This window comes from Staphylococcus muscae (assembly GCF_003019275.1).
Taxonomy (GTDB): Bacteria; Bacillota; Bacilli; order Staphylococcales; family Staphylococcaceae; genus Staphylococcus; species Staphylococcus muscae.
This window is the reverse complement of record NZ_CP027848.1, coordinates 707,491-726,968: the sequence shown is the minus strand read 5'-3', so window position 1 is coordinate 726,968 and position 19,478 is coordinate 707,491. Positions and strand designations below refer to the sequence as shown.

Below are 19,478 nucleotides of genomic sequence, written 5' to 3'. Positions count from 1 at the left end.
TATTATAGAAGGTAATATAGTCAATATATTAATTGTTAAATAACGGAGTAGTAATTTAATAAGTAATCAGCAGAGAGTTAGTGGTGGTGTGAACTAACGTTTACGATTAAATGAACTTGCCATCTAATAAAAAATAAATAATCAAACATCTCAACTATTTAAAATGAAGTGCACATATGTGAATGAGGGTGGTACCGCGGCTATTATGTCGTCCCTTTGAAGAATAACAGTAGTTTGAGATGTTTTTTGTATTTTAGGAGGTCTATGCTGTGAATTACGATCATAAGCAAATTGAAAAGAAGTGGCAACAATATTGGTTAGAAAATAAAACGTTTAAAACAGAAGATAACTTAGGACAAAAGAAGTTTTACGCCTTAGATATGTTCCCGTATCCTTCTGGTGCTGGACTGCACGTAGGTCATCCTGAAGGTTATACAGCAACGGATATTATTTCTCGTTATAAGCGTATGCAAGGTTACAATGTTTTACACCCAATGGGCTGGGATGCATTCGGTTTACCAGCAGAACAATATGCCCTAGATACTGGGAATGATCCGGCTGAATTTACAAAAGCCAATATTCAAACATTCAAACGTCAAATTCAAGAACTTGGATTTAGCTACGACTGGGATAGAGAAGTGAGTACAACAGATCCTGAATATTACAAGTGGACGCAATGGATTTTTATTCAACTTTATAAAAAAGGTTTAGCATATATTGATGAAATTCCAGTAAACTGGTGTGAAGCTCTTGGAACGGTTTTATCAAACGAAGAAGTGATTGATGGCGTATCTGAACGTGGTGGACATCCAGTTGTTCGTCGTCCAATGAAGCAATGGGTATTAAAAATCACAGAGTATGCAGACCGCTTATTGGAAGACTTGGAAGAATTAGATTGGCCAGAATCAATCAAAGATATGCAACGTAACTGGATTGGTCGTTCTGAAGGTGCTCGTGTTCGCTTTGATATTGCATCAACAAATGAAAATGTAGAAGTATTTACAACACGTCCTGATACATTATACGGTGCGACATTTATCGTATTAAGTCCAGAGCATCATCTTGTTGATGAGATTACAACTGAAGAACAAATTGAAAAAGTGCGTGCCTACCAACAAGAAGCAGCTAAAAAATCTGACTTAGAGCGTACTGACTTAGCAAAAGAAAAAACAGGTGTATTCACAGGTGCTTATGCAGTACATCCATTATCTGGTGCACAAATTCCTGTATGGATTGCTGATTACGTGCTTGCATCATACGGTACAGGTGCTGTGATGGCAGTACCGGGTCATGATGAACGTGACTATGAATTCGCTGAAACATTTAACTTAGACGTTGTAAATGTTATTGAACACGAAGAAGATACGCCTGTTTATACAGGAGACGGTCGTCATGTGAATTCAGGTGACTTAGATGGATTGAATAATGCTGAAGCAATCGAAAAAGCCATTGCAATTTTAGAAGAAAAAGGTGCTGGCGAGCGTAAGGTTAACTATAAACTACGTGATTGGTTATTCAGTCGTCAACGTTATTGGGGTGAACCAATTCCAGTTATTCACTGGGAAGATGGTTCTATGACAACTGTTCCTGAATCTGAATTACCATTATTGTTACCAAAAATGGATCAAATCAAGCCATCAGGTACGGGTGAATCACCACTTGCGAACAGTGAAGAATTTGTAAATGTTGTCGATGAAAAGACTGGTATGAAGGGACGCCGTGAAACAAATACGATGCCACAATGGGCAGGTAGCTGCTGGTATTACTTGCGCTATATTGATCCGAAAAACGATCAAATGCTTGCAGATCCTGAAAAATTAAAACATTGGTTGCCTGTTGATCTCTATATCGGTGGTGTTGAACACGCCGTACTTCACTTGTTATACGCACGTTTCTGGCACAAAGTATTATATGATTTAGGTGTTGTACCGACAAAAGAACCTTTCCAAAAATTATTCAACCAAGGTATGATTCTTGGTGAAGGTAATGAAAAAATGAGTAAATCTAAAGGTAATGTTGTAAACCCTGATGAAATCGTTGCATCACATGGTGCAGATACATTGCGCCTATATGAAATGTTCATGGGACCACTCGATGCTTCAATTGCATGGAGTGAAACAGGATTAGATGGAGCACGTCGATTCTTAGATCGTATTTGGCGCTTATTCGTTACAGAAGATCATAAGCTATCTGACAAAGTAGTGGATGAAGCAACGCCAAAATTAGAACAAGTGTATCATCAAACAGTTAAGAAGGTCACAGAAGACTTTGAGACATTGAACTTCAATACAGCAATTAGCCAATTGATGGTATTTATTAATGAAGGATACAAAGCAGATGCGATTAACCGTGTATATGTTGAAGGCTTTGTGAAAATGATTGCACCAATTGCGCCACATATCGGTGAAGAATTGTGGTCTATTTTAGGACATGAAAGTACAATTACGTACCAACCATGGCCTACATTTGATGAAGCATTGTTACAAGCAGATAATGTTGAAATTGTTGTACAAATCAATGGTAAAGTACGAGCGAAACTTGAGATTTCAAAAGATACGTCTAGAGAAGAAATGGAACGTATCGCATTGGCAGATGAAAATATTCAAGCAAACTTAGAAGGCAAAGAGATTAAGAAAGTCATTGCTGTACCACAAAAATTAGTCAATATTGTTGCGAAATAATAGGAGTGAGACGATGAAAGAGATTCCAATGGAACAACTAAAAGAGATGTTATTAAGCAATGAACCTGTTCATGTTGTTGATGTGCGAGAAGACGAAGAGGTTGCGCTTGGAATGATTCCTAACGCTAAACATATTCCAATGCAAGAAGTGCCAAATCATTTAGATGAATTCGATACAAACAAAACGTATTATATTGTTTGTGCTGCTGGTGCAAGAAGTGCGAGAGTAGTTGATTATTTAACAGATCACAATATCGATGCAGTCAATGTTGAAGGCGGCATGAAAGCATGGGGCGACGGTGGTTTAACATACGGCGGAATTTAATACCCGAATATAATTAAAAAGAGAATGTACATCAACTCGATGTGCATTCTCTTATTTTTAGGGTCTTATGTTGTTATGGGTTCGAACTGTCCTGCATAATATCCAGCAACATAGCCAGTCACCAATGCACTTGTAATGTTATAGCCACCTGTATATCCATGTATATCAAGCACTTCACCACATAAAAATAAACCGTCTTGTAATTTTGAAGACATCGTTGTCGGTACAATTTCTTTAATTGAAACACCCCCGCCTGTTACGAAAGCTTTTTCTAATGGAAGTGTTCCATTTACTGTGAATGTAAAAGCTTTGAAGAGATGTGCTAATTGGTTGATTTGTTGCATACTTAGATGATGATATGTTGTTTCTAAGTCAATGTTCGCTTGTTCAATGATGAAATGTAAATATCGTGACTCAATAAGTCCTTTAAGAGCGTTTTTAATAATTTTATCGGGTTGTTCTTTCAATAAAGATATGATTTTTTGTTTGAGTTGTTCTTCGTTCATTGAAGGGAAAGCATCGAGTTGCATTTGAATATCTTGTCGCTTTTGTTGCTGTTGTTCTTTGTAAATAAACTGACTGCATCTAAGTGCAGCTGGTCCACTGATGCCAAAGTGGGTGAATAGCATGTCCATTTGATGCGTAATACGTTTTTTGCCGTTTTTTCTAAGAACGGAAAGTCCTACATCTTTTAGGCTCAATCCTTTTAATGTTTGTGACTTGATAAAAGGTTCATTAGATTTGATTGGCACTTCAGTTGGAAATAAGTCAGTAATCGTATGACCAAAAGATTTGGCAAATTGATAACCATCTCCAGTAGAACCAGTATGCGGTACACTCGTACCACCTGTTGCAATAACGACAGTTTTAGCATGGTGTGTTTTGCCATCATCTAGCTTAACTGTATAAGAGCCATCGGAAAAATCGACAGATGTGACAGGACTATTTTCGATAACGACGACTTGTTGTTTTTTCATTTCTGCAATTAAAATGTCTAATACGTCTTGAGATTTGTCAGTGATTGGAAACATGCGTCCGTGATCTTCTTCTTTAAGTTTTAGTCCACGCGATTCAAAAAATTCAATAATAGACTGATTATCAAAAAGTGAAAAAGGACTATACAAAAACTTTCCATTACCTGGAATGTTTTGGATAATTTCCGCATAAGGTAGATTGTTAGTCACATTACAACGTCCACCGCCTGAAATTTTTAATTTTCGTCCAAGCCCTTTTTTCTTTTCAATTAATAAAACACTCTGTTTGTTTTGACTGGCAGAAATTGCGGCCATAATACCACTAGGACCACCGCCAATAACGATTGTTTGATACATGTATGGAATTCTCCTTCGATTTTATATATTTTAATTTTAACATAATCAGATTATGTGTATAATTGTGTTGTTATGCAGAAAGAACTAAAAAATTCAAAAGTAGGTTGATGATTTTATGAGTGAAAATAAGGAGTTAGTACGGGGGACGTTTCTATTAACGATCAGTATTTTAATTACAAAAATACTTGGCATTCTCTATGTCATTCCGTTTTATCGTATCATAGGTGGTGCTGATAATTTGGCACCATATAACTATGCATACGGCCCATATAATATTGCGATTGCTGTTGCAACAGCGGGTGTCCCGTTAGCAGCTTCCAAATATGTCGCAAAATATAATGCATTAGGCGCTTATCGCGTCAGTCAAAAATTATATAAATCCAGTTTTGTTGTGATGGGAATTACCGGTGTTATCGGATTTGCCATGTTGTATGCTTTGTCACCAACGATTGCATCCATTACCATTGCAAATAATACCGATCAAAATGCTGGTTGGACAGCTGATCAGATTACGAGTGTGATTCGTACGATTAGTTTTGTTGTTATCTTTATTCCAATCCTTGCAACATGGCGTGGTGTATTCCAAGGTTATAAATCTATGGGGCCTACCGCAGTTTCAGAAGTCATTGAACAAATTGCCCGTATTATCTTTATTTTAGTAGGTAGTTATTTAGTATTAAATGTGTTTGACGGTTCCATGTTATTGGCAAATGGTATTGCAACATTCGGTGCGGCGATTGGTGCGATTGCAGCAATCCTTACGCTATGGTGGTATTGGATAAAACGTCGTAAAGGAATTCAAGAAATGGTTGCTTCTGATATGACTGGAATTGATGTTTCGTATAAAGATATGTACAAAGAAATCATTTCATATAGTATTCCATTTGTTATTGTAAGTTTGAACTACCCATTGTTTATGATTGTGGATCAACTAACACATAACAATGCATTGGATATTGCAGGTGTTTCACATCGTATGCAAGACATGTTCTTTACAATTTTAAATATGACAACGAACAAAATCGTGATGATTCCAACATCTTTAGCTGCGGGATTTGCCATTAGTTTGATCCCATTTATTACAAAGACGTATGAAGAGGGCAACTATAAGGAAATGCACAAGCAAATCCAAACATCTATCGGTGTTTTAATGTTTATTACAGTACCAGCTAGTTTAGGAATTATGTCGCTCGCTGTCCCATTGTACACGGTCTTTTATGAGTACAGTATTGATGGTAGTCGATTACTCTTCATATATGCCCCTGTTGCAATCTTGATTTCATTAATCAGTGTGATTGCATCGATGTTACAAGGCATTAATAAACAGAAATTGACAGTCTTCATTATTTTAGGTGCTGTATTGTTAAAACTTTTATTAAATCATCCATTAATCGTAATGTTCCATACAGCAGGAGCAATCTTGAGCACAGCAATCGCATTGTCATTTGCGATTATAGCAAGCTTGTTAGTATTGAAGAAATATGCAGGATATCGCATTTCTGGAACACTTTATGATGTCGGAAAAATATTGATTTGTGGTTTTATTATGATGATTATTGTTGAAGCGGTTTACTTTGGTTTACAACATATCATTTCTCCAGCAAGTCAAAGTGGGGCACTTATCATCACTGTTGTATGTGCAATTGTCGGTGTTATCGTTTATACAGCATTGACATTCAAAACACGACTTGCAGATAAGTTTCTTGGAGAGACAGCTAATAAGATCAGAAGAAAGTTAGGTATTGCATAATGCGAATTGATAAGTTTTTAGCCAATATGGGTGTTGGAACACGTACAGAAGTTAAAAATTTATTAAAAAAAGGGCTCGTTACTTTAAATGATGAAAAGATAAAGTCGGCAAAACTGCAAATGAATCCCGAACAAGATCGTGTTTGTGTTGGAGGTCAACAGATTGATTATGAACCCTATGTGTATCTTATGCTGAATAAACCGGCTGGCGTCATATCTGCAACGGAAGATGACGTGCATCAAACTGTTATCGATTTGATTGAAGAATATGATCATCTTGACTTATTTCCAGTAGGCCGTCTTGATAAAGACACGGAAGGGTTATTACTAATTACAAATGATGGTGACTTTAATCATCGTATTATGAGTCCACATAAATATGTAACTAAGCGCTACTATGCAGAGTTAGCACATCCTGTCCGAGAAGATGCTGTTGAGACATTTGAACAAGGCATTCGATTGACGGAAGGGTTATTACAACCAGCGCAACTTGAAATATTGGTGCCCAACAATCATGCACGAGTGACGATTTGTGAAGGGAAATATCACCAAGTAAAGCGCATGTTTCATGCAGTTGATAATGAAGTAGTTTATTTGAAAAGGGATGCAATCGGTCCGTTAGAATTAGATCATCGGTTGAAAACGGGTGAATATCGAAAATTGACAAACTCGGAAATTAATCTTTTTAAAAATCATTAATAAGAAATGTTTAACATTATCATCCGTAGGGAATACAGATGGAAACAATAGAGGTGATAAATATGGCAAATTCAAAAAATGTATTAAAAGCAGCAATTGGAATAGGCGCTGCAGTTACAGCAGTGGTTCTTTCTAATAAAGAACGCCGTACGAAAGTAAAAGAAACATATGATCAGTATAAAGAAAATCCTGAAGAATATAAGCAGCTTGCTCAAGAAAAAGTAACAAAAATCAGTTCTTTAGCAACTGAAGAAATTAACAAAGTAAAAGAAGATCCGAAAGCTTATGTTGAAACAATCAAAGAAGACCCAACAGCTTTCATCAACGACAAGAAAGCACAATTGTTAGATGAAAATGATAAGACAGAAGTAAACGAAGCTGACTTTGTTTCTGAAGGTGGCGGAGATGTTTCACAAAACTTAAATGAATCAACAAAAGAAGTTTTGAAGAATAAAGAAGAAAATGTAGAGAAATAATAAAAGAATTGGGGCTGAGACATAGTGATCAGCCCTTTCCTTTTGAATATAGAAATCAGTATAATGGCAGTAAATATCTGAAGTGAAAATACTTTTTTAAAAACTTTTTTTACTTATAGTCACCCTTGTCGGGGTGGGACGACGAAATCTTTTATAGTGGCAAAGATTTCTGTCCCACTCCCTTTTTTATGTATCAATATTATGATATAGAAACAAATAATTTGTCAGAAAATTGACACATGTTATGTATTTTTACTGTTGTTTCTCATTAAAATCATGTAAAATGAAGGTTACAACTCGTTTAGAAGGAAGCTGAGACATATGTGGAGAGAAAAAGTTAAAGAATATGAAGATCAAATGATCGAAGACTTAACGGGGTTACTCGCAATCCCATCAGTGAGAAATGACGATGAAGCGACAGCAGATGCGCCAGTCGGCCCGGGCCCTAAGGCAGCATTAGAATATATGTACCAACTAGCTGAACGTGACGGTTTCGATACGTTTGATACAGATCACTTAGCAGGGCGAATTGAGGTAGGGAAAGGTGAAGATTTATTTGGAATTCTTGGCCATGTTGACGTAGTACCTGCTGGAGATGGTTGGGATTCAGATCCATTCACACCTGTTGTAACCGATGATCGCGTGATTGCTCGAGGAACTTTGGATGACAAAGGTCCTACAATTGCTGCATATTATGCAGTCAAAATATTAAATGATATGAAGGTTGATTGGAAAAAACGTATTCATATTATTATTGGAACAGATGAAGAATCTGATTGGAAGTGTACGGATCGCTATTTTGAAACGGAAGAAATGCCATCAATTGGTATTGCTCCAGATGCAGAATTTCCGCTCATTCATGGTGAAAAAGGGATTACAACATTTGATATTAAACAAACGACGTTAGCGCAAGATGATGATGAACCTGAAATTGAATTACATCTCTTTAATGCAGGTGAACGTTATAATATGGTGCCGGATGAAGCGAAGGCTGACTTGTTGGTTAAAGAGAACATGACACACACGATTCAACAATTTGAAGCGTTTTTATCCGAACATCATTTAACGGGAAATCATGAAGTAGAAAATGGTATTTTAAAATTAACTGTATACGGTAAAGCCGTACACGGTATGGATCCATCTATTGGTGTGAATGCAGGGCTATATTTATTACATTTCCTTAACACACTGCATTTAGATCAAACAGCGCATAATTGGACTGCATTCAGTGAACGTTACCTTTATGATTCTCATTTTGGTGAAAAGATAGGAATGAAGTACCATACTGATCAAATGGGAGACCTTACAACAAATATTGGTATTTTGACATATGATAAAGCACAAGGTGGATCATTTGGTATCAATCTACGCTATCCAGAAGGCTTTGACTTTGAAACGGCGATTCGTCAGTTTGAACAAGACATTAAAACATTAGGCTTTGAACTGGAAATCGGTAAAGTTCAAGTACCGCATTTCGTCGATCCAAGTGATCCATTTATTCAAAAACTTTTAACAGCATATCGTAATCAAACTGGAGATATGTCTCCATCATATACAATCGGTGGAGGTACATATGCAAGAAACCTTGATAAAGGTGTGGCATTTGGTGCGATGTTTGATGACTCAGAAGACTTGATGCATCAAAAGAATGAATATATTACAAAAAAACAATTATTCAATGCGACGAGTATTTATTTAGAAGCAATTTATTCAATTTGTGTGGAGGGATGAGGATGACAAAGGTTTTACTCAATGATGTATTAGTAGATGAGCAAGAGGCAAAGGTAGCTTTTAATGACAGAGGCTACAATTTTGGTGATGGTATTTATGAATATGTGCGCATATATGACAATAAGTTGTTCACAGCTAAAGAGCATTTTGAACGCTTGTTAAGAAGTGCTGCTGAGATTGGTCTAGATATTGATTATACAGTTGAATCATTGACAGAATTAGTACGCAAGCTCGCTGAAGCAAATGGTGTGACTGACGGTGGCGTCTATATGCAAATTACAAGAGGGGTTGCACCAAGAGATCATCCATTTCCAACGCCGTCTGTTAATCCTGTCTTTACAGCATTTGTAAAAGCATATGAACGTCCGTTTGATGAACTTCAAAATGGTGTGGCGATTGTCACAACGGAAGATATTCGTTGGTTGCGTTGCGATATTAAAAGTCTGAACTTATTAGGCAATGTATTGGCGAAAGAATACGCAACAAAATACAATGCCGAAGAAGCAGTACAGCATCGTGAAGGTGTCGTAACAGAAGGTGCATCAAGCAACGTGTTTGCGATTAAAGATGGTGTTGTTCACACGCATCCAGCAAACAATCTTATCTTGAATGGAATTACACGCCGTGTGATTCAATGGATATGTGATGATGAGAACATTACATTCAATGAAGCACCGTTTACATTAGAGTTTTTGAAAAATGCTGATGAAGTGATCATCTCAAGTACATCTGCAGAAGTAATGCCTGTTGTTAAAATTGATGGTGAACCTGTCAATAATGGTGAAGTTGGTCCAATTACACGCAAGTTGCAAGAAGGATTTGATCGCTACATTCAATCACATTCGTATTAATGTCGTTTGAAATAAGAAAAACTTAATTAGATATGACTGTTTCATGACATATCTAATTGACACTCAAGTAAAAAGACACATTTTGTGTTTCATTTTTGGTTGAAAAAAAAGCGTATTAACTATACACTTATTAATGAGTCTAAAAATAGTACGTGGATAAAAAATTAGAAATGAATATGCCATGATTGAGAAGTGATTTTACATTATGGCTGAGGGCAATAACGTGTCATATCAATTGGGTGGAAATATATGATATGCATGATTTATGCCGGGGTGGGACATGAAAATCTCATAATTATTATGAGATTTTTGTCCCACTCCCTTTTCTCTTTGAAAGCGAGGTGAACATGTTGTGGAGCAGTTTTATCAGTTAGGTTGGACATTGGATTCGGCGGGTGGTGTTTCGGGTGAAGCATACATGGCTGAACAGGATGGCCAGAAGTTATTTTTGAAAAGGAATTCCAATCCATTTATCGCTGCCTTATCAGCAGAAGGTATCGTCCCGAAGTTAGTCTGGACAAAAAGAATTGAAACCGGTGAAGTGGTTACAGCACAACACTGGAAAAATGGCAGAGAACTCAACGCGAATGAAATGGGTCAAGCTCGAGTGGCACATTTGTTAAAGAAAATCCATCGCTCCCAACCATTACTGACAATGTTAAAACGTATGGAGATGTCACCAATCACACCAGAAATTATGTTGCATAAGATCAATGCGTCTTTATCAAGAGACGTATTGACACATCATGTTGTTCGTAAAGCATTGATTTATTTGGAAGATCATATTCCGAACTTAGATCCGAGATTTTACGCAGTTGTACATGGTGATGTGAATCATAATAACTGGTTACTCTCAGACAAGGACGAGCTATATCTTGTTGATTGGGAAGGTGCAATGATTGCAGATTGGGCAATTGACATTGGTATGTTGCTTTACAACTATGTTCCAGAGAGTCAATGGGCGGAATGGTTAGAGACATATGGCGTTAAAGAAACATTAGATCTAAACAAACGCATGAAGTGGTACACGGTGATTCAATCAATTGGTATGATTCAGTGGAGTGAAGAACATAAACGTTTTAAAGAAATGAACACATGGCTTGAATTTTTAAACGATGTCATGAAAAGTAATTTATTCATATAAGGAGTTTATATCATGAGAATGCGACATAAGCCGTGGGCAGAAGATTATTTACGTGAACACCCAGAGATTGTTGATATTGATTGTGAATATGCTAAATCTGTAACAAAGTGGTTCGGCAATGATCGCCCAATTCATATTGAAGTCGGTTCAGGAATGGGTCAGTTTATTACGACACTTGCTGCACAAAACCCGCACATTAACTACATTGCGATTGAACGTGATAAAAATGTGATGATTCGTGTGTTAGACAAAGTGAGAGATAAAGGGTTAACGAATATTAAGCTTTTATGTAACGATGCAGTTGTTTTAACTGATTACTTTGAAACGGATGAAGTTTCTCGTATTTATTTAAACTTTTCCGATCCATGGCCGAAGACACGTCATGCCAAAAGAAGGCTTACATATCGTACGTTTTTGGCTATTTACCATCAAATACTACATCCTGAGGGCGAAATACATTTCAAAACAGACAATAGAGGACTGTTCGCTTATAGCTTAGAAAGTATGTCGCAATATGGCATGTATTTTACAAAAATCAATTTGAATCTGCATGAAGAAGATGCAGAGAATAATATAGAAACTGAATATGAACACAAATTTTCACAAAAGGGTTCTCGCATTTATCGTATGGAAGCCAAGTTCCACACATCTCTTGAATCATAGTGTTCTGTTATTAGGGGCTGAGACATAGTGTTCAGCTCTTTTTTGGTTGTAGAAATAAATATAATCGCAGTAGATGTCTGAAGTGAAAATGCGTTTTAAAAATCTTTTAGTCACACTTACTGGGGGGACAACGAAATCTTTTATAGCGAAAAAGATTTCTATCCCAGGTCTTTTTCTTTTTGTTTGAAGCTAATGCTGTTAAATGGATAAAATAGACATAATAAGGGGGAATGTCTTATGAAAATAGGCAAATTCGAAATAGATGTACTTAATGGTGGCGATGTACAAATGGATGGGGGTGCCATTTTTGGTGTGGTACCAAAACCACTTTGGTCAAAGAAGTATCCGTTTAATGATAATAACCAAGTCCCTTTGGCTGCACATCCGATGTTGATTCGAACAGAAGACAGTCGAATTGTCATCGATGCGGGCATTGGAAAAGGGCGTCTCACTGAAAAACAAATGCGTAATTATGGTGTGGGTCAAGAAGCGGCGATTGAAAAAAGTTTGGCACAATTTGACTTAACAGTGGATGATATTGATATGGTACTCATGACACATATGCATTTTGATCATGCGACAGGATTAGTTGATGATGAAGGGCGTTCAACGTTTCCAAATGCACGGCACTATATTCAACAAGACGAGTGGCATGAGTTTGTAAGTCCAAATATTCGAAGTAAAGCAACTTATTGGCGATCGAATCGTGGAGATTATGAAGCGCGTACGATTTTGTTTGAGAAGTCATGTACACCATATCCAGGTATTACGATGTTGCATACTGGGGGGCATAGTTTTGGTCATGCGGTGATCGAGATTGAGAGTGACGGTGAGAAGGCTGTACATATGTCGGATATTTTTCCAACTGTGGCACATGTCAATCCATTATGGGTATCAGCTTATGATGATTTTCCGATGCAATCAATTCGTGCTAAGGAGCGTTTAACGAAAAAATATATAATGGACGACTATTGGTTTTTGTTTTATCATGACATGAAGTATTTTGCTGCAAAGTTTGATATAGATGGTAAGACGATGACAGAGACGATAGAACGTCCAAAGTTTCATTAATCATATAGGACAAATTAAAAGGACGTAAAGTGAATGTGACAATGCAGCTTCACTTTACGTCCTTTTATGTTTTATGATTTGGTTATACTTCGATGATATCGATGACTTGTCCATCATAAGCATCTGCAATAAATGTATAGTGCATGACTTTGCCTTGACGAGTTGTACTAATGCCACCTTTGTATACTTCATATTCAATGCCGAACTTGCGATAAAGTGTTGGTTCATAGACGATATATGAACCACTTACATTTTGAAAATAGCTTTTAACAGATTCAATGACTTTTTCTGCTGGATAATAGTTTTGCTTGTTTTTATTCAAAGTATAAAAATAACTACCAGTCATAATGATGCCAATAGTGATTGGGATCATTAGCGGCCATTTTTTCTTTGTATTTCTCAATTACATCGCCCCCATGAAAACATAATTATAGTGTACCACAGCTAAGATGTTATACTAAAGTAAGAACGTTACAGAAAACATTGAGGAGGGCGTGTCTATGACAGAAAGTACGATGGCACATATAAAAAAACTGACTGAAATGCATGGTGCACCTAACTTTGAGCATCGAGTGAGAGATTATATGAAACATGCGATGACGCCTTATGTTGACGGATTTGTCGATGATCGTATGGGTGGATTTTATGGTGTGAAAAAGAGTGCGAACCCAAATGCACAACGTGTGATGGTTGCGGCTCATATGGATGAGATTGGTTTTATGATTACGGAGATAACTTCACAAGGTTTTATTAAGTTTACAGCCTTAGGTGGGGTTGCCAACGATATTTGGCAAGGGCAACGTTTAAAAGTTTTAACGCAACGAGATGAAGAAGTTATCGGCGTCGTTGCGAATATACCGAAGCACTTTAGAACAGGTCAAGAAGGGGCGCCCAAAATTGAAGATTTGCTATTAGATATTGGTGCAAGTTCTGATAAAGAAGTACATGAGCGTGGTGTTTCATTAGGGGATCCCATTGTACCACATACTGATTTTATTCAATTGTCAGAGTATCGCTATGCAACAAAAGCATGGGATAATCGATATGGTTGTGTGATTGCAATAGAACTTCTCGAACAATTAAAGGATATCGACTTAGATTTCGATCTATATGTCGGTGCGAATGTACAAGAAGAAGTAGGTTTAAGAGGCGCACGTGTTGCTGCAAACTTGATTGAACCTGATGTTGCCTTCGTTGTCGATTGTTCACCTGCTAATGATATGAAAGGACGTCAAGGGCTTTCGGGTGTACTTGGTGATGGCGCACTATTACGTATTAAAGACGGCACGATGTTATTGAAACCCGCTTTCAAGCAATTTTTAATGGAAGTTGCAGAAAAGCATGCTATCAAATATCAGCATTATATTTCACCGGGTGGGACAGACGGTGGTGCAATTCATCAATCAGGCATCGGTGTACCAACAGCAGTCATAGGTGTATGTGCACGTTATATTCATAGTAATGATGCAGTATTCGATATTCGTGATTATGAAGCGGCAAGAACATGGCTCATTGAATCAGTTCAAACATTGGACGAACAAGTGATTACGAAGTTACAATATGAAATATAATATTAAGGAGTGTGTATGACATGAAAAAACTTGAAACAACAGAACAATATGCGTCATATAAACAAGGAGAAACAGTCTTCTTATTCTCAGCAGATTGGTGTCCTGATTGTCGTGTCATTGAACCGGGATTACCAGACATCGAAGCAAAATACGCACAGTTTGATTTTGTATTAGTGGATCGCGATCAATTTATTGATTTGGCAATTGAAGAAGGTGTCATGGGTATTCCAAGTTTTCTCGTATACAAAAAAGGTGAGCGTGTCGGTGACTATATTGGAAAAGAACGCAAAACAATCGAGCAAATCGATACATTTTTAAGCCAGTTCTAAATCAAGCATTAAAAATCAGCATACAGAGTTACGTTCTGAACAGTTGATAAGAGTTGACTTAAAATCAGATTTTTCGGGATAATTGTCAACAAAAATTCATTTTGTTCAAATGATCTTAATTGAGAATAAGATAAACACAGTATGTATGTAGTTATGGTTTACATCATGATGTAAAGTTACCGAAATAGCACAAGATTTCAACCCTTAGGACGTACGTTTTTTCTAGTCCTAAGGGTATATTTATTGTAAACTAATATAAGGCATGGAATTAGGAGTGAAAAAATGAATGTCTTTAAAATGAGAGATTTATTAAAAACACGATTGGATCATTTAGAAGTTGCTTACCAATTCAATCGTGACAAGGAATCACTAAGAATCTACCGAACTGATAATCAAAAAGGTGTCACTGTAAAATTGTCTCCCATTGTTGCCAAATATAATAAGGGTGAGCAGCAAATTGTTGATGAAATTATTTATTATGTTGAAGAGACAATTGCGCAAATGCAAGACGAGTCTACAAAGACACTGAACGAGATTAAAATTTTACCAGTCATTCGTTCGACGAGTTTTCATGAAAAAACATCAGAAGGTCATCCATTTGTGACAGATGAACATACTGCTGAAACACGCATTTATTATGCTTTGGATCTCGGTAAGTCCTACCGTCTCATAGATGAAAAGGTGTTAAAAGAACTGAATCTGACAGTACAGCAAGTGCGTGAAATGGCAACGTTTAATGTTCGTAAACTGGAGATTAATTATAAAACGGATGAGGTAAAAGGCAATATATTTTATTTCTTTAATACGAACGATGGTTATGATGCCAGTCGTATTTTAAATAAGCAGTTATTAGCGTCATTTGAAGAAAAATGTGAAGGTGAGATGTTAGTTGCCGTTCCTCATCAAGATGTACTTATCATTGCAGATATTCGCAATCATACAGGATATGATGTGATGGCACATATGACAATGTCATTCTTTACGAATGGTCTCGTACCGATAACATCTCTGTCATTGAGTTATCAAGATGGTAAGTTTGAGCCCATCTTTATACTCGGTAAAAACAATAAACAGAAGTCGGCGGATATGCCTAACGTAGTTCAGCATTTACGTGCGACAAAAGACTTAAAAACGGAAGACTAGGAGAGAAAAATATGAATTTATTTTATAATCCAACAGGTGTTGGCGATGTAGCATTTGTACAATTAGAAGTTGTAGAAGGACCATATGAATACGAAAAAACAAATGATATTGTTACAATTAAGAAGGACGATCAAGTTGTCGGTTTTAATATTTTCAATGCTGCACAGTCACTTGATATTCAAGGAACTGGACATATTAAATTGACAGATGATCTATTATCGAAAATTCAATCTGCTGTTAAAAATGCGGGTATTGACACGAAATTAGAAGTGGACTTAACACCGAAATTCGTAGTGGGTTATGTACAAGAAAAGGAAAAGCATCCAAATGCTGATAAGTTGAGCGTTTGTAAAATTGATGTTGGAACTGAAGTGTTACAAATTGTTTGTGGTGCACCGAACATTGAGCAAGGACAAAAAGTAGTTGTTGCAAAAGTTGGTGCAGTCATGCCGAGTGGTATGATTATAAAGGACGCTGAACTTCGTGGTGTACCATCAAGCGGCATGGTATGCTCGATGAAAGAACTCAATTTACCAAATGCTCCACAAGAAAAAGGTATTATGGTTTTAGAAGATTCGTATCAAGTGGGACAAGCATTTTTTGAAGAATAAGGAGAGGGTGTAAACCAATGAGCTGGTTTGATAAATTATTTGGCGAAGAAGATAAGGCGACGACGGGTCGTTCACGCCAAAATCGTTCACAACACCCAACAAAAAAAGAAGAATCCGATGGTTTGATCCGTCAGACGAATGATATCTATCAACGACCGAGAGGGAAGTTTCGCTTTCCAATTGATATGCACGATGAAGCAGTACGTAATGATGAAGTGAATTGGGAAGAGACATCTGCTCAAAACTATGAAAATAACGTTACTGCACAACGACCTTCTTATTCGTTAGACAGAACACAAAGAAGACATCGTAGCAGTGTACGCATTTATCATGAAACTGAGTCAAAGCCTAAACAACAACAGTCACCATACAATTCATCATCGTCAGGGTATCACCGTCGTCAAACCACATCATATCGTGCTACTGGAGAACGAGATAGTACGCGAAAACAGGAGATTCGCCCTTCATATCATCGACCTGAGTTTAGAGCATCAGAAGTTCCTTCTGCCATATTTGGTACAAAGGAACCACGTGAGATTAAGAATAGTGGGTTAAAACAACCATTACATACTCAGGGAGACAAGCGTGAAGATCGGTTGGGAGTGGATAGACGAAAGGCATCAACCCATCATACATCATATCAGAAACAACGTGTTAAAAAAGAGACACCAAACTATTCCAAACGAGACAATACAATCAATATTGAAAATATTTACGCCTCTCAAATTGTAGAAGAGATTCGACGAGAGCGTGAGAAAAAAGCATTACAGAAAAAACGCTTTAAAGCCTCATTGGAAAAGAAAAGAGCAGCACAACAACAAGAAGAAGGTTTTGACATACAAAGAGCGATTGATGAAATGCATGCGCAACAAGCGAAGCAATTGTTGGGTGCGGACTACGATGCAGATGATGTTGAAGAGTTAGAGCTGGAAGATGCGTCAGACGTGACAGAGAACAAAGACGCAACACTTGAAACGCAACATTCGGATGAAGATACAGAACAATATCACTATGAAGAAGTAGATTTATCAAAATACACATCTGACGATAATGGTGATGTACCACAAGAAAAACACTTAGAAGATGTGAAAGAGTCAGACATTGAATCTACTCATGAACTGGATGAAACGACGCTAATTGATGGGCATACTGAAGCGGTAGATGAAGATGCTGCTGTTATGCAAGACAAACCAGAGACGACCTCAACACCTAAGAAGCAAACGATCAGTCCACCTGTGTTGAAACCAACTATGTCAAAAGTAGATGATGATGTAGCGGTGACAGAAGATTTGGAAGCAGTGACAGATGAGCAAATTACCAATGAGTCTATAAATGATTCGAATGAACTTGAGAAACCTTTAGATGGTGGGGTAAATCAATCATTAGACGAAACAGATGATTTAACAGAAAAAACATCTGTGGATAAAGAAACATCTGCGAAACCAATTCGTCGTAATACGAAACCGTTTAATGTTTTGATGACACCATCCGACAAAAAAAGGCATATGGAACGCCAAAAAGAAGCGATCAATAGTGTGAATCGTAATCAAGTTGGACAGACGCAGTCACATGAAATGAAACAACAGAGCTCTGAACGTATATCTAGTCCGGAAATTGTTGATACAACTTCAGTACAAGCAAAAACAGAACAAGATACACCACAAGGAGAGAAAAAGATTCGTCGTGGCCCGATGATTCACTTGCCGAACCTTGATTTATTAGATGCACCAGAAGTTCATGAACGTGATGAAACATGGATTGCTGAGAAGAAGCAAGAGCTGAACGATGCATTTTATTATTTCAATGTACCAGCAGAAGTAGTCAATGTCATCGAAGGCCCGAGTGTGACACGCTTTGAATTGTCAGTAGAAAAAGGTGTTAAAGTGTCACGGATTACAGCCTTACAAGATGACATTAAAATGGCGCTTGCTGCAAAAGATATTCGTATCGAAGCACCGATTCCTGGTACGAGTCTTGTCGGAATTGAAGTGCCGAATCAGAATCCGATGAAAGTCAATTTGCGCGCAATAATTGAATCGGAAAGCTTTAAAAATGCATCATCAAAACTAACTGTCGCTATGGGGAATCGTATTAATAATGAACCTTTATTGATGGATATAGCTAAAACACCGCATGCCTTAATCGCGGGAGCTACTGGTTCAGGGAAATCAGTATCTATTAACAGTATTTTGGTTTCATTATTATATCGAAATCATCCTGAAGAACTGAAACTGCTATTAATTGATCCTAAGATGGTAGAATTAGCACCGTACAATGACTTGCCGCATCTCGTAGCGCCAGTCATTACAGATGTTAAAGCTGCAACACAAAGTTTAAAATGGGCTGTTGACGAAATGGAAAGACGTTATAAGCTTTTTGCACAAACGCATGTACGCAATATTACAGCTTTTAATAAAAAGGTGGGTTACGATCAACGTATTCCTAAAATTGTTATCGTCATTGATGAATTAGCTGATTTAATGATGATGGCACCACAAGAAGTTGAGCAATCAATTGCACGTCTTGCACAAAAAGCACGTGCTTGTGGTATCCATATGTTAGTCGCAACACAACGTCCATCCGTAAATGTCATAACAGGCTTAATAAAAGCAAATATTCCTACAAGAATTGCTTTTATGGTATCATCGAGTGTGGATTCAAGAACGATATTAGATAGTGGTGGTGCTGAACGATTACTTGGTTACGGTGATATGTTATATCTCGGTGGCGGTATGAATAAGCCAATACGAGTTCAAGGTACGTTTGTATCCGATGAAGAAATCGATCGCGTTGTAGATGCTATCAAAGCACAGCGCGGCCCTGAATACCTATTTCAAGAACAAGAGTTGTTGAAAAAAACAGAAGCACCTGTAAAAGATGAACTATTTGATGAAGTTTGTGAGTTTATGGTGCGTGAGCAAAATATTTCAACATCATTAATTCAACGACATTTTCAAATTGGGTATAACCGAGCAGCACGCATTATTGATCAATTAGAACAATTAGGTTACATTTCTGGTGCAAATGGATCAAAACCGAGAGATGTGTATCTAACAGAATCTGAATTAAGTGAACTATAAAACAGGAAAGGAGCGATTGTGTC

17 protein-coding genes are annotated in these 19,478 nt (G+C 37.2%); 15 read left to right on the top strand and 2 right to left on the bottom strand.

Annotated elements, in window-relative coordinates; all coding sequences use genetic code 11:
* Positions 1-269 precede the first annotated feature (269 nt).
* Both leuS and C7J88_RS03455 read left to right on the top strand, forming a co-directional pair.
* Positions 270-2,681 (top strand): leucine--tRNA ligase, encoded by a 2,412-nt coding sequence (gene leuS / locus C7J88_RS03460; protein ID WP_095117232.1) that lies wholly within the window; start codon positions 270-272, stop codon positions 2,679-2,681.
* A gap of 13 nt (positions 2,682-2,694) precedes the next feature.
* Positions 2,695-3,006, top strand: a complete 312-nt coding sequence (locus tag C7J88_RS03455) for a rhodanese-like domain-containing protein (protein ID WP_095117230.1) — start codon at positions 2,695-2,697, stop codon at positions 3,004-3,006.
* Between the two features lie 65 nt (positions 3,007-3,071).
* Here C7J88_RS03455 and C7J88_RS03450 read toward each other — a convergent pair whose 3' ends face one another.
* Entirely contained in the window at positions 3,072-4,337 is a 1,266-nt protein-coding gene (locus tag C7J88_RS03450; RefSeq protein WP_095117228.1) for a BaiN/RdsA family NAD(P)/FAD-dependent oxidoreductase, read from the bottom strand.
* 115 nt (positions 4,338-4,452) lie between these two features.
* On the opposite strand from C7J88_RS03450, the gene C7J88_RS03445 reads away from it, so the two are divergent.
* The 8 genes from C7J88_RS03445 to C7J88_RS03410 all read left to right on the top strand — a co-directional run bounded on the left by C7J88_RS03445 (position 4,453) and on the right by C7J88_RS03410 (position 12,721).
* Positions 4,453-6,087 (top strand): putative polysaccharide biosynthesis protein, encoded by a 1,635-nt coding sequence (locus C7J88_RS03445; protein WP_095117226.1) that lies wholly within the window; start codon positions 4,453-4,455, stop codon positions 6,085-6,087.
* Positions 6,087-6,785 (top strand): pseudouridine synthase, encoded by a 699-nt coding sequence (locus tag C7J88_RS03440; protein ID WP_095117224.1) that lies wholly within the window; start codon positions 6,087-6,089, stop codon positions 6,783-6,785. The genes C7J88_RS03445 and C7J88_RS03440 overlap by 1 nt, the downstream gene beginning before the upstream one ends.
* 62 nt (positions 6,786-6,847) lie before the next feature.
* Positions 6,848-7,261, top strand: coding sequence for a YtxH domain-containing protein (locus tag C7J88_RS03435; RefSeq protein WP_095117222.1), 414 nt, complete (start codon positions 6,848-6,850; stop codon positions 7,259-7,261).
* 321 nt (positions 7,262-7,582) lie between these two features.
* Positions 7,583-8,992 carry a dipeptidase PepV gene (gene pepV, locus C7J88_RS03430; protein ID WP_095117220.1) on the top strand — a complete coding sequence of 470 codons (1,410 nt, stop codon included), beginning with the start codon at positions 7,583-7,585 and terminating at the stop codon, positions 8,990-8,992.
* A gap of 2 nt (positions 8,993-8,994) precedes the next feature.
* Positions 8,995-9,843, top strand: coding sequence for a D-amino-acid transaminase (gene dat, locus C7J88_RS03425; RefSeq protein ID WP_095117218.1), 849 nt, complete (start codon positions 8,995-8,997; stop codon positions 9,841-9,843).
* Between the two features lie 352 nt (positions 9,844-10,195).
* Positions 10,196-10,987, top strand: coding sequence for a phosphotransferase family protein (locus C7J88_RS03420; protein WP_095117216.1), 792 nt, complete (start codon positions 10,196-10,198; stop codon positions 10,985-10,987).
* A gap of 12 nt (positions 10,988-10,999) precedes the next feature.
* On the top strand, positions 11,000-11,650 hold the full coding sequence (gene trmB, locus C7J88_RS03415) for a tRNA (guanosine(46)-N7)-methyltransferase TrmB (protein ID WP_095117214.1): 651 nt from the start codon (positions 11,000-11,002) through the stop codon (positions 11,648-11,650).
* Between the two features lie 237 nt (positions 11,651-11,887).
* Positions 11,888-12,721 carry a YtnP family quorum-quenching lactonase gene (locus C7J88_RS03410; protein ID WP_095117213.1) on the top strand — a complete coding sequence of 278 codons (834 nt, stop codon included), beginning with the start codon at positions 11,888-11,890 and terminating at the stop codon, positions 12,719-12,721.
* Between the two features lie 82 nt (positions 12,722-12,803).
* Here C7J88_RS03410 and C7J88_RS03405 read toward each other — a convergent pair whose 3' ends face one another.
* Positions 12,804-13,094 (bottom strand): hypothetical protein, encoded by a 291-nt coding sequence (locus C7J88_RS03405; protein WP_095118141.1) that lies wholly within the window; start codon positions 13,092-13,094, stop codon positions 12,804-12,806.
* A gap of 127 nt (positions 13,095-13,221) precedes the next feature.
* Between C7J88_RS03405 and C7J88_RS03400 the strand changes: the two genes are divergently transcribed.
* From C7J88_RS03400 to C7J88_RS03380, 5 genes are all read left to right on the top strand, one after another.
* Positions 13,222-14,292, top strand: a complete 1,071-nt coding sequence (locus C7J88_RS03400; protein WP_095117211.1) for a M42 family metallopeptidase — start codon at positions 13,222-13,224, stop codon at positions 14,290-14,292.
* Positions 14,293-14,312: 20 nt separating this feature from the next.
* Entirely contained in the window at positions 14,313-14,621 is a 309-nt protein-coding gene (locus C7J88_RS03395) for a thioredoxin family protein (RefSeq protein WP_095117209.1), read from the top strand.
* 282 nt (positions 14,622-14,903) lie between these two features.
* Positions 14,904-15,764, top strand: coding sequence for a DUF1444 domain-containing protein (locus C7J88_RS03390; protein WP_095117207.1), 861 nt, complete (start codon positions 14,904-14,906; stop codon positions 15,762-15,764).
* A gap of 11 nt (positions 15,765-15,775) precedes the next feature.
* A complete protein-coding gene (gene ytpR / locus C7J88_RS03385; protein ID WP_095117205.1) occupies positions 15,776-16,375 on the top strand; it encodes a YtpR family tRNA-binding protein in 600 nt (199 codons plus the stop codon).
* A gap of 17 nt (positions 16,376-16,392) precedes the next feature.
* Positions 16,393-19,455 (top strand): DNA translocase FtsK, encoded by a 3,063-nt coding sequence (locus C7J88_RS03380; RefSeq protein WP_095117203.1) that lies wholly within the window; start codon positions 16,393-16,395, stop codon positions 19,453-19,455.
* Positions 19,456-19,478: the final 23 nt, after the last annotated feature.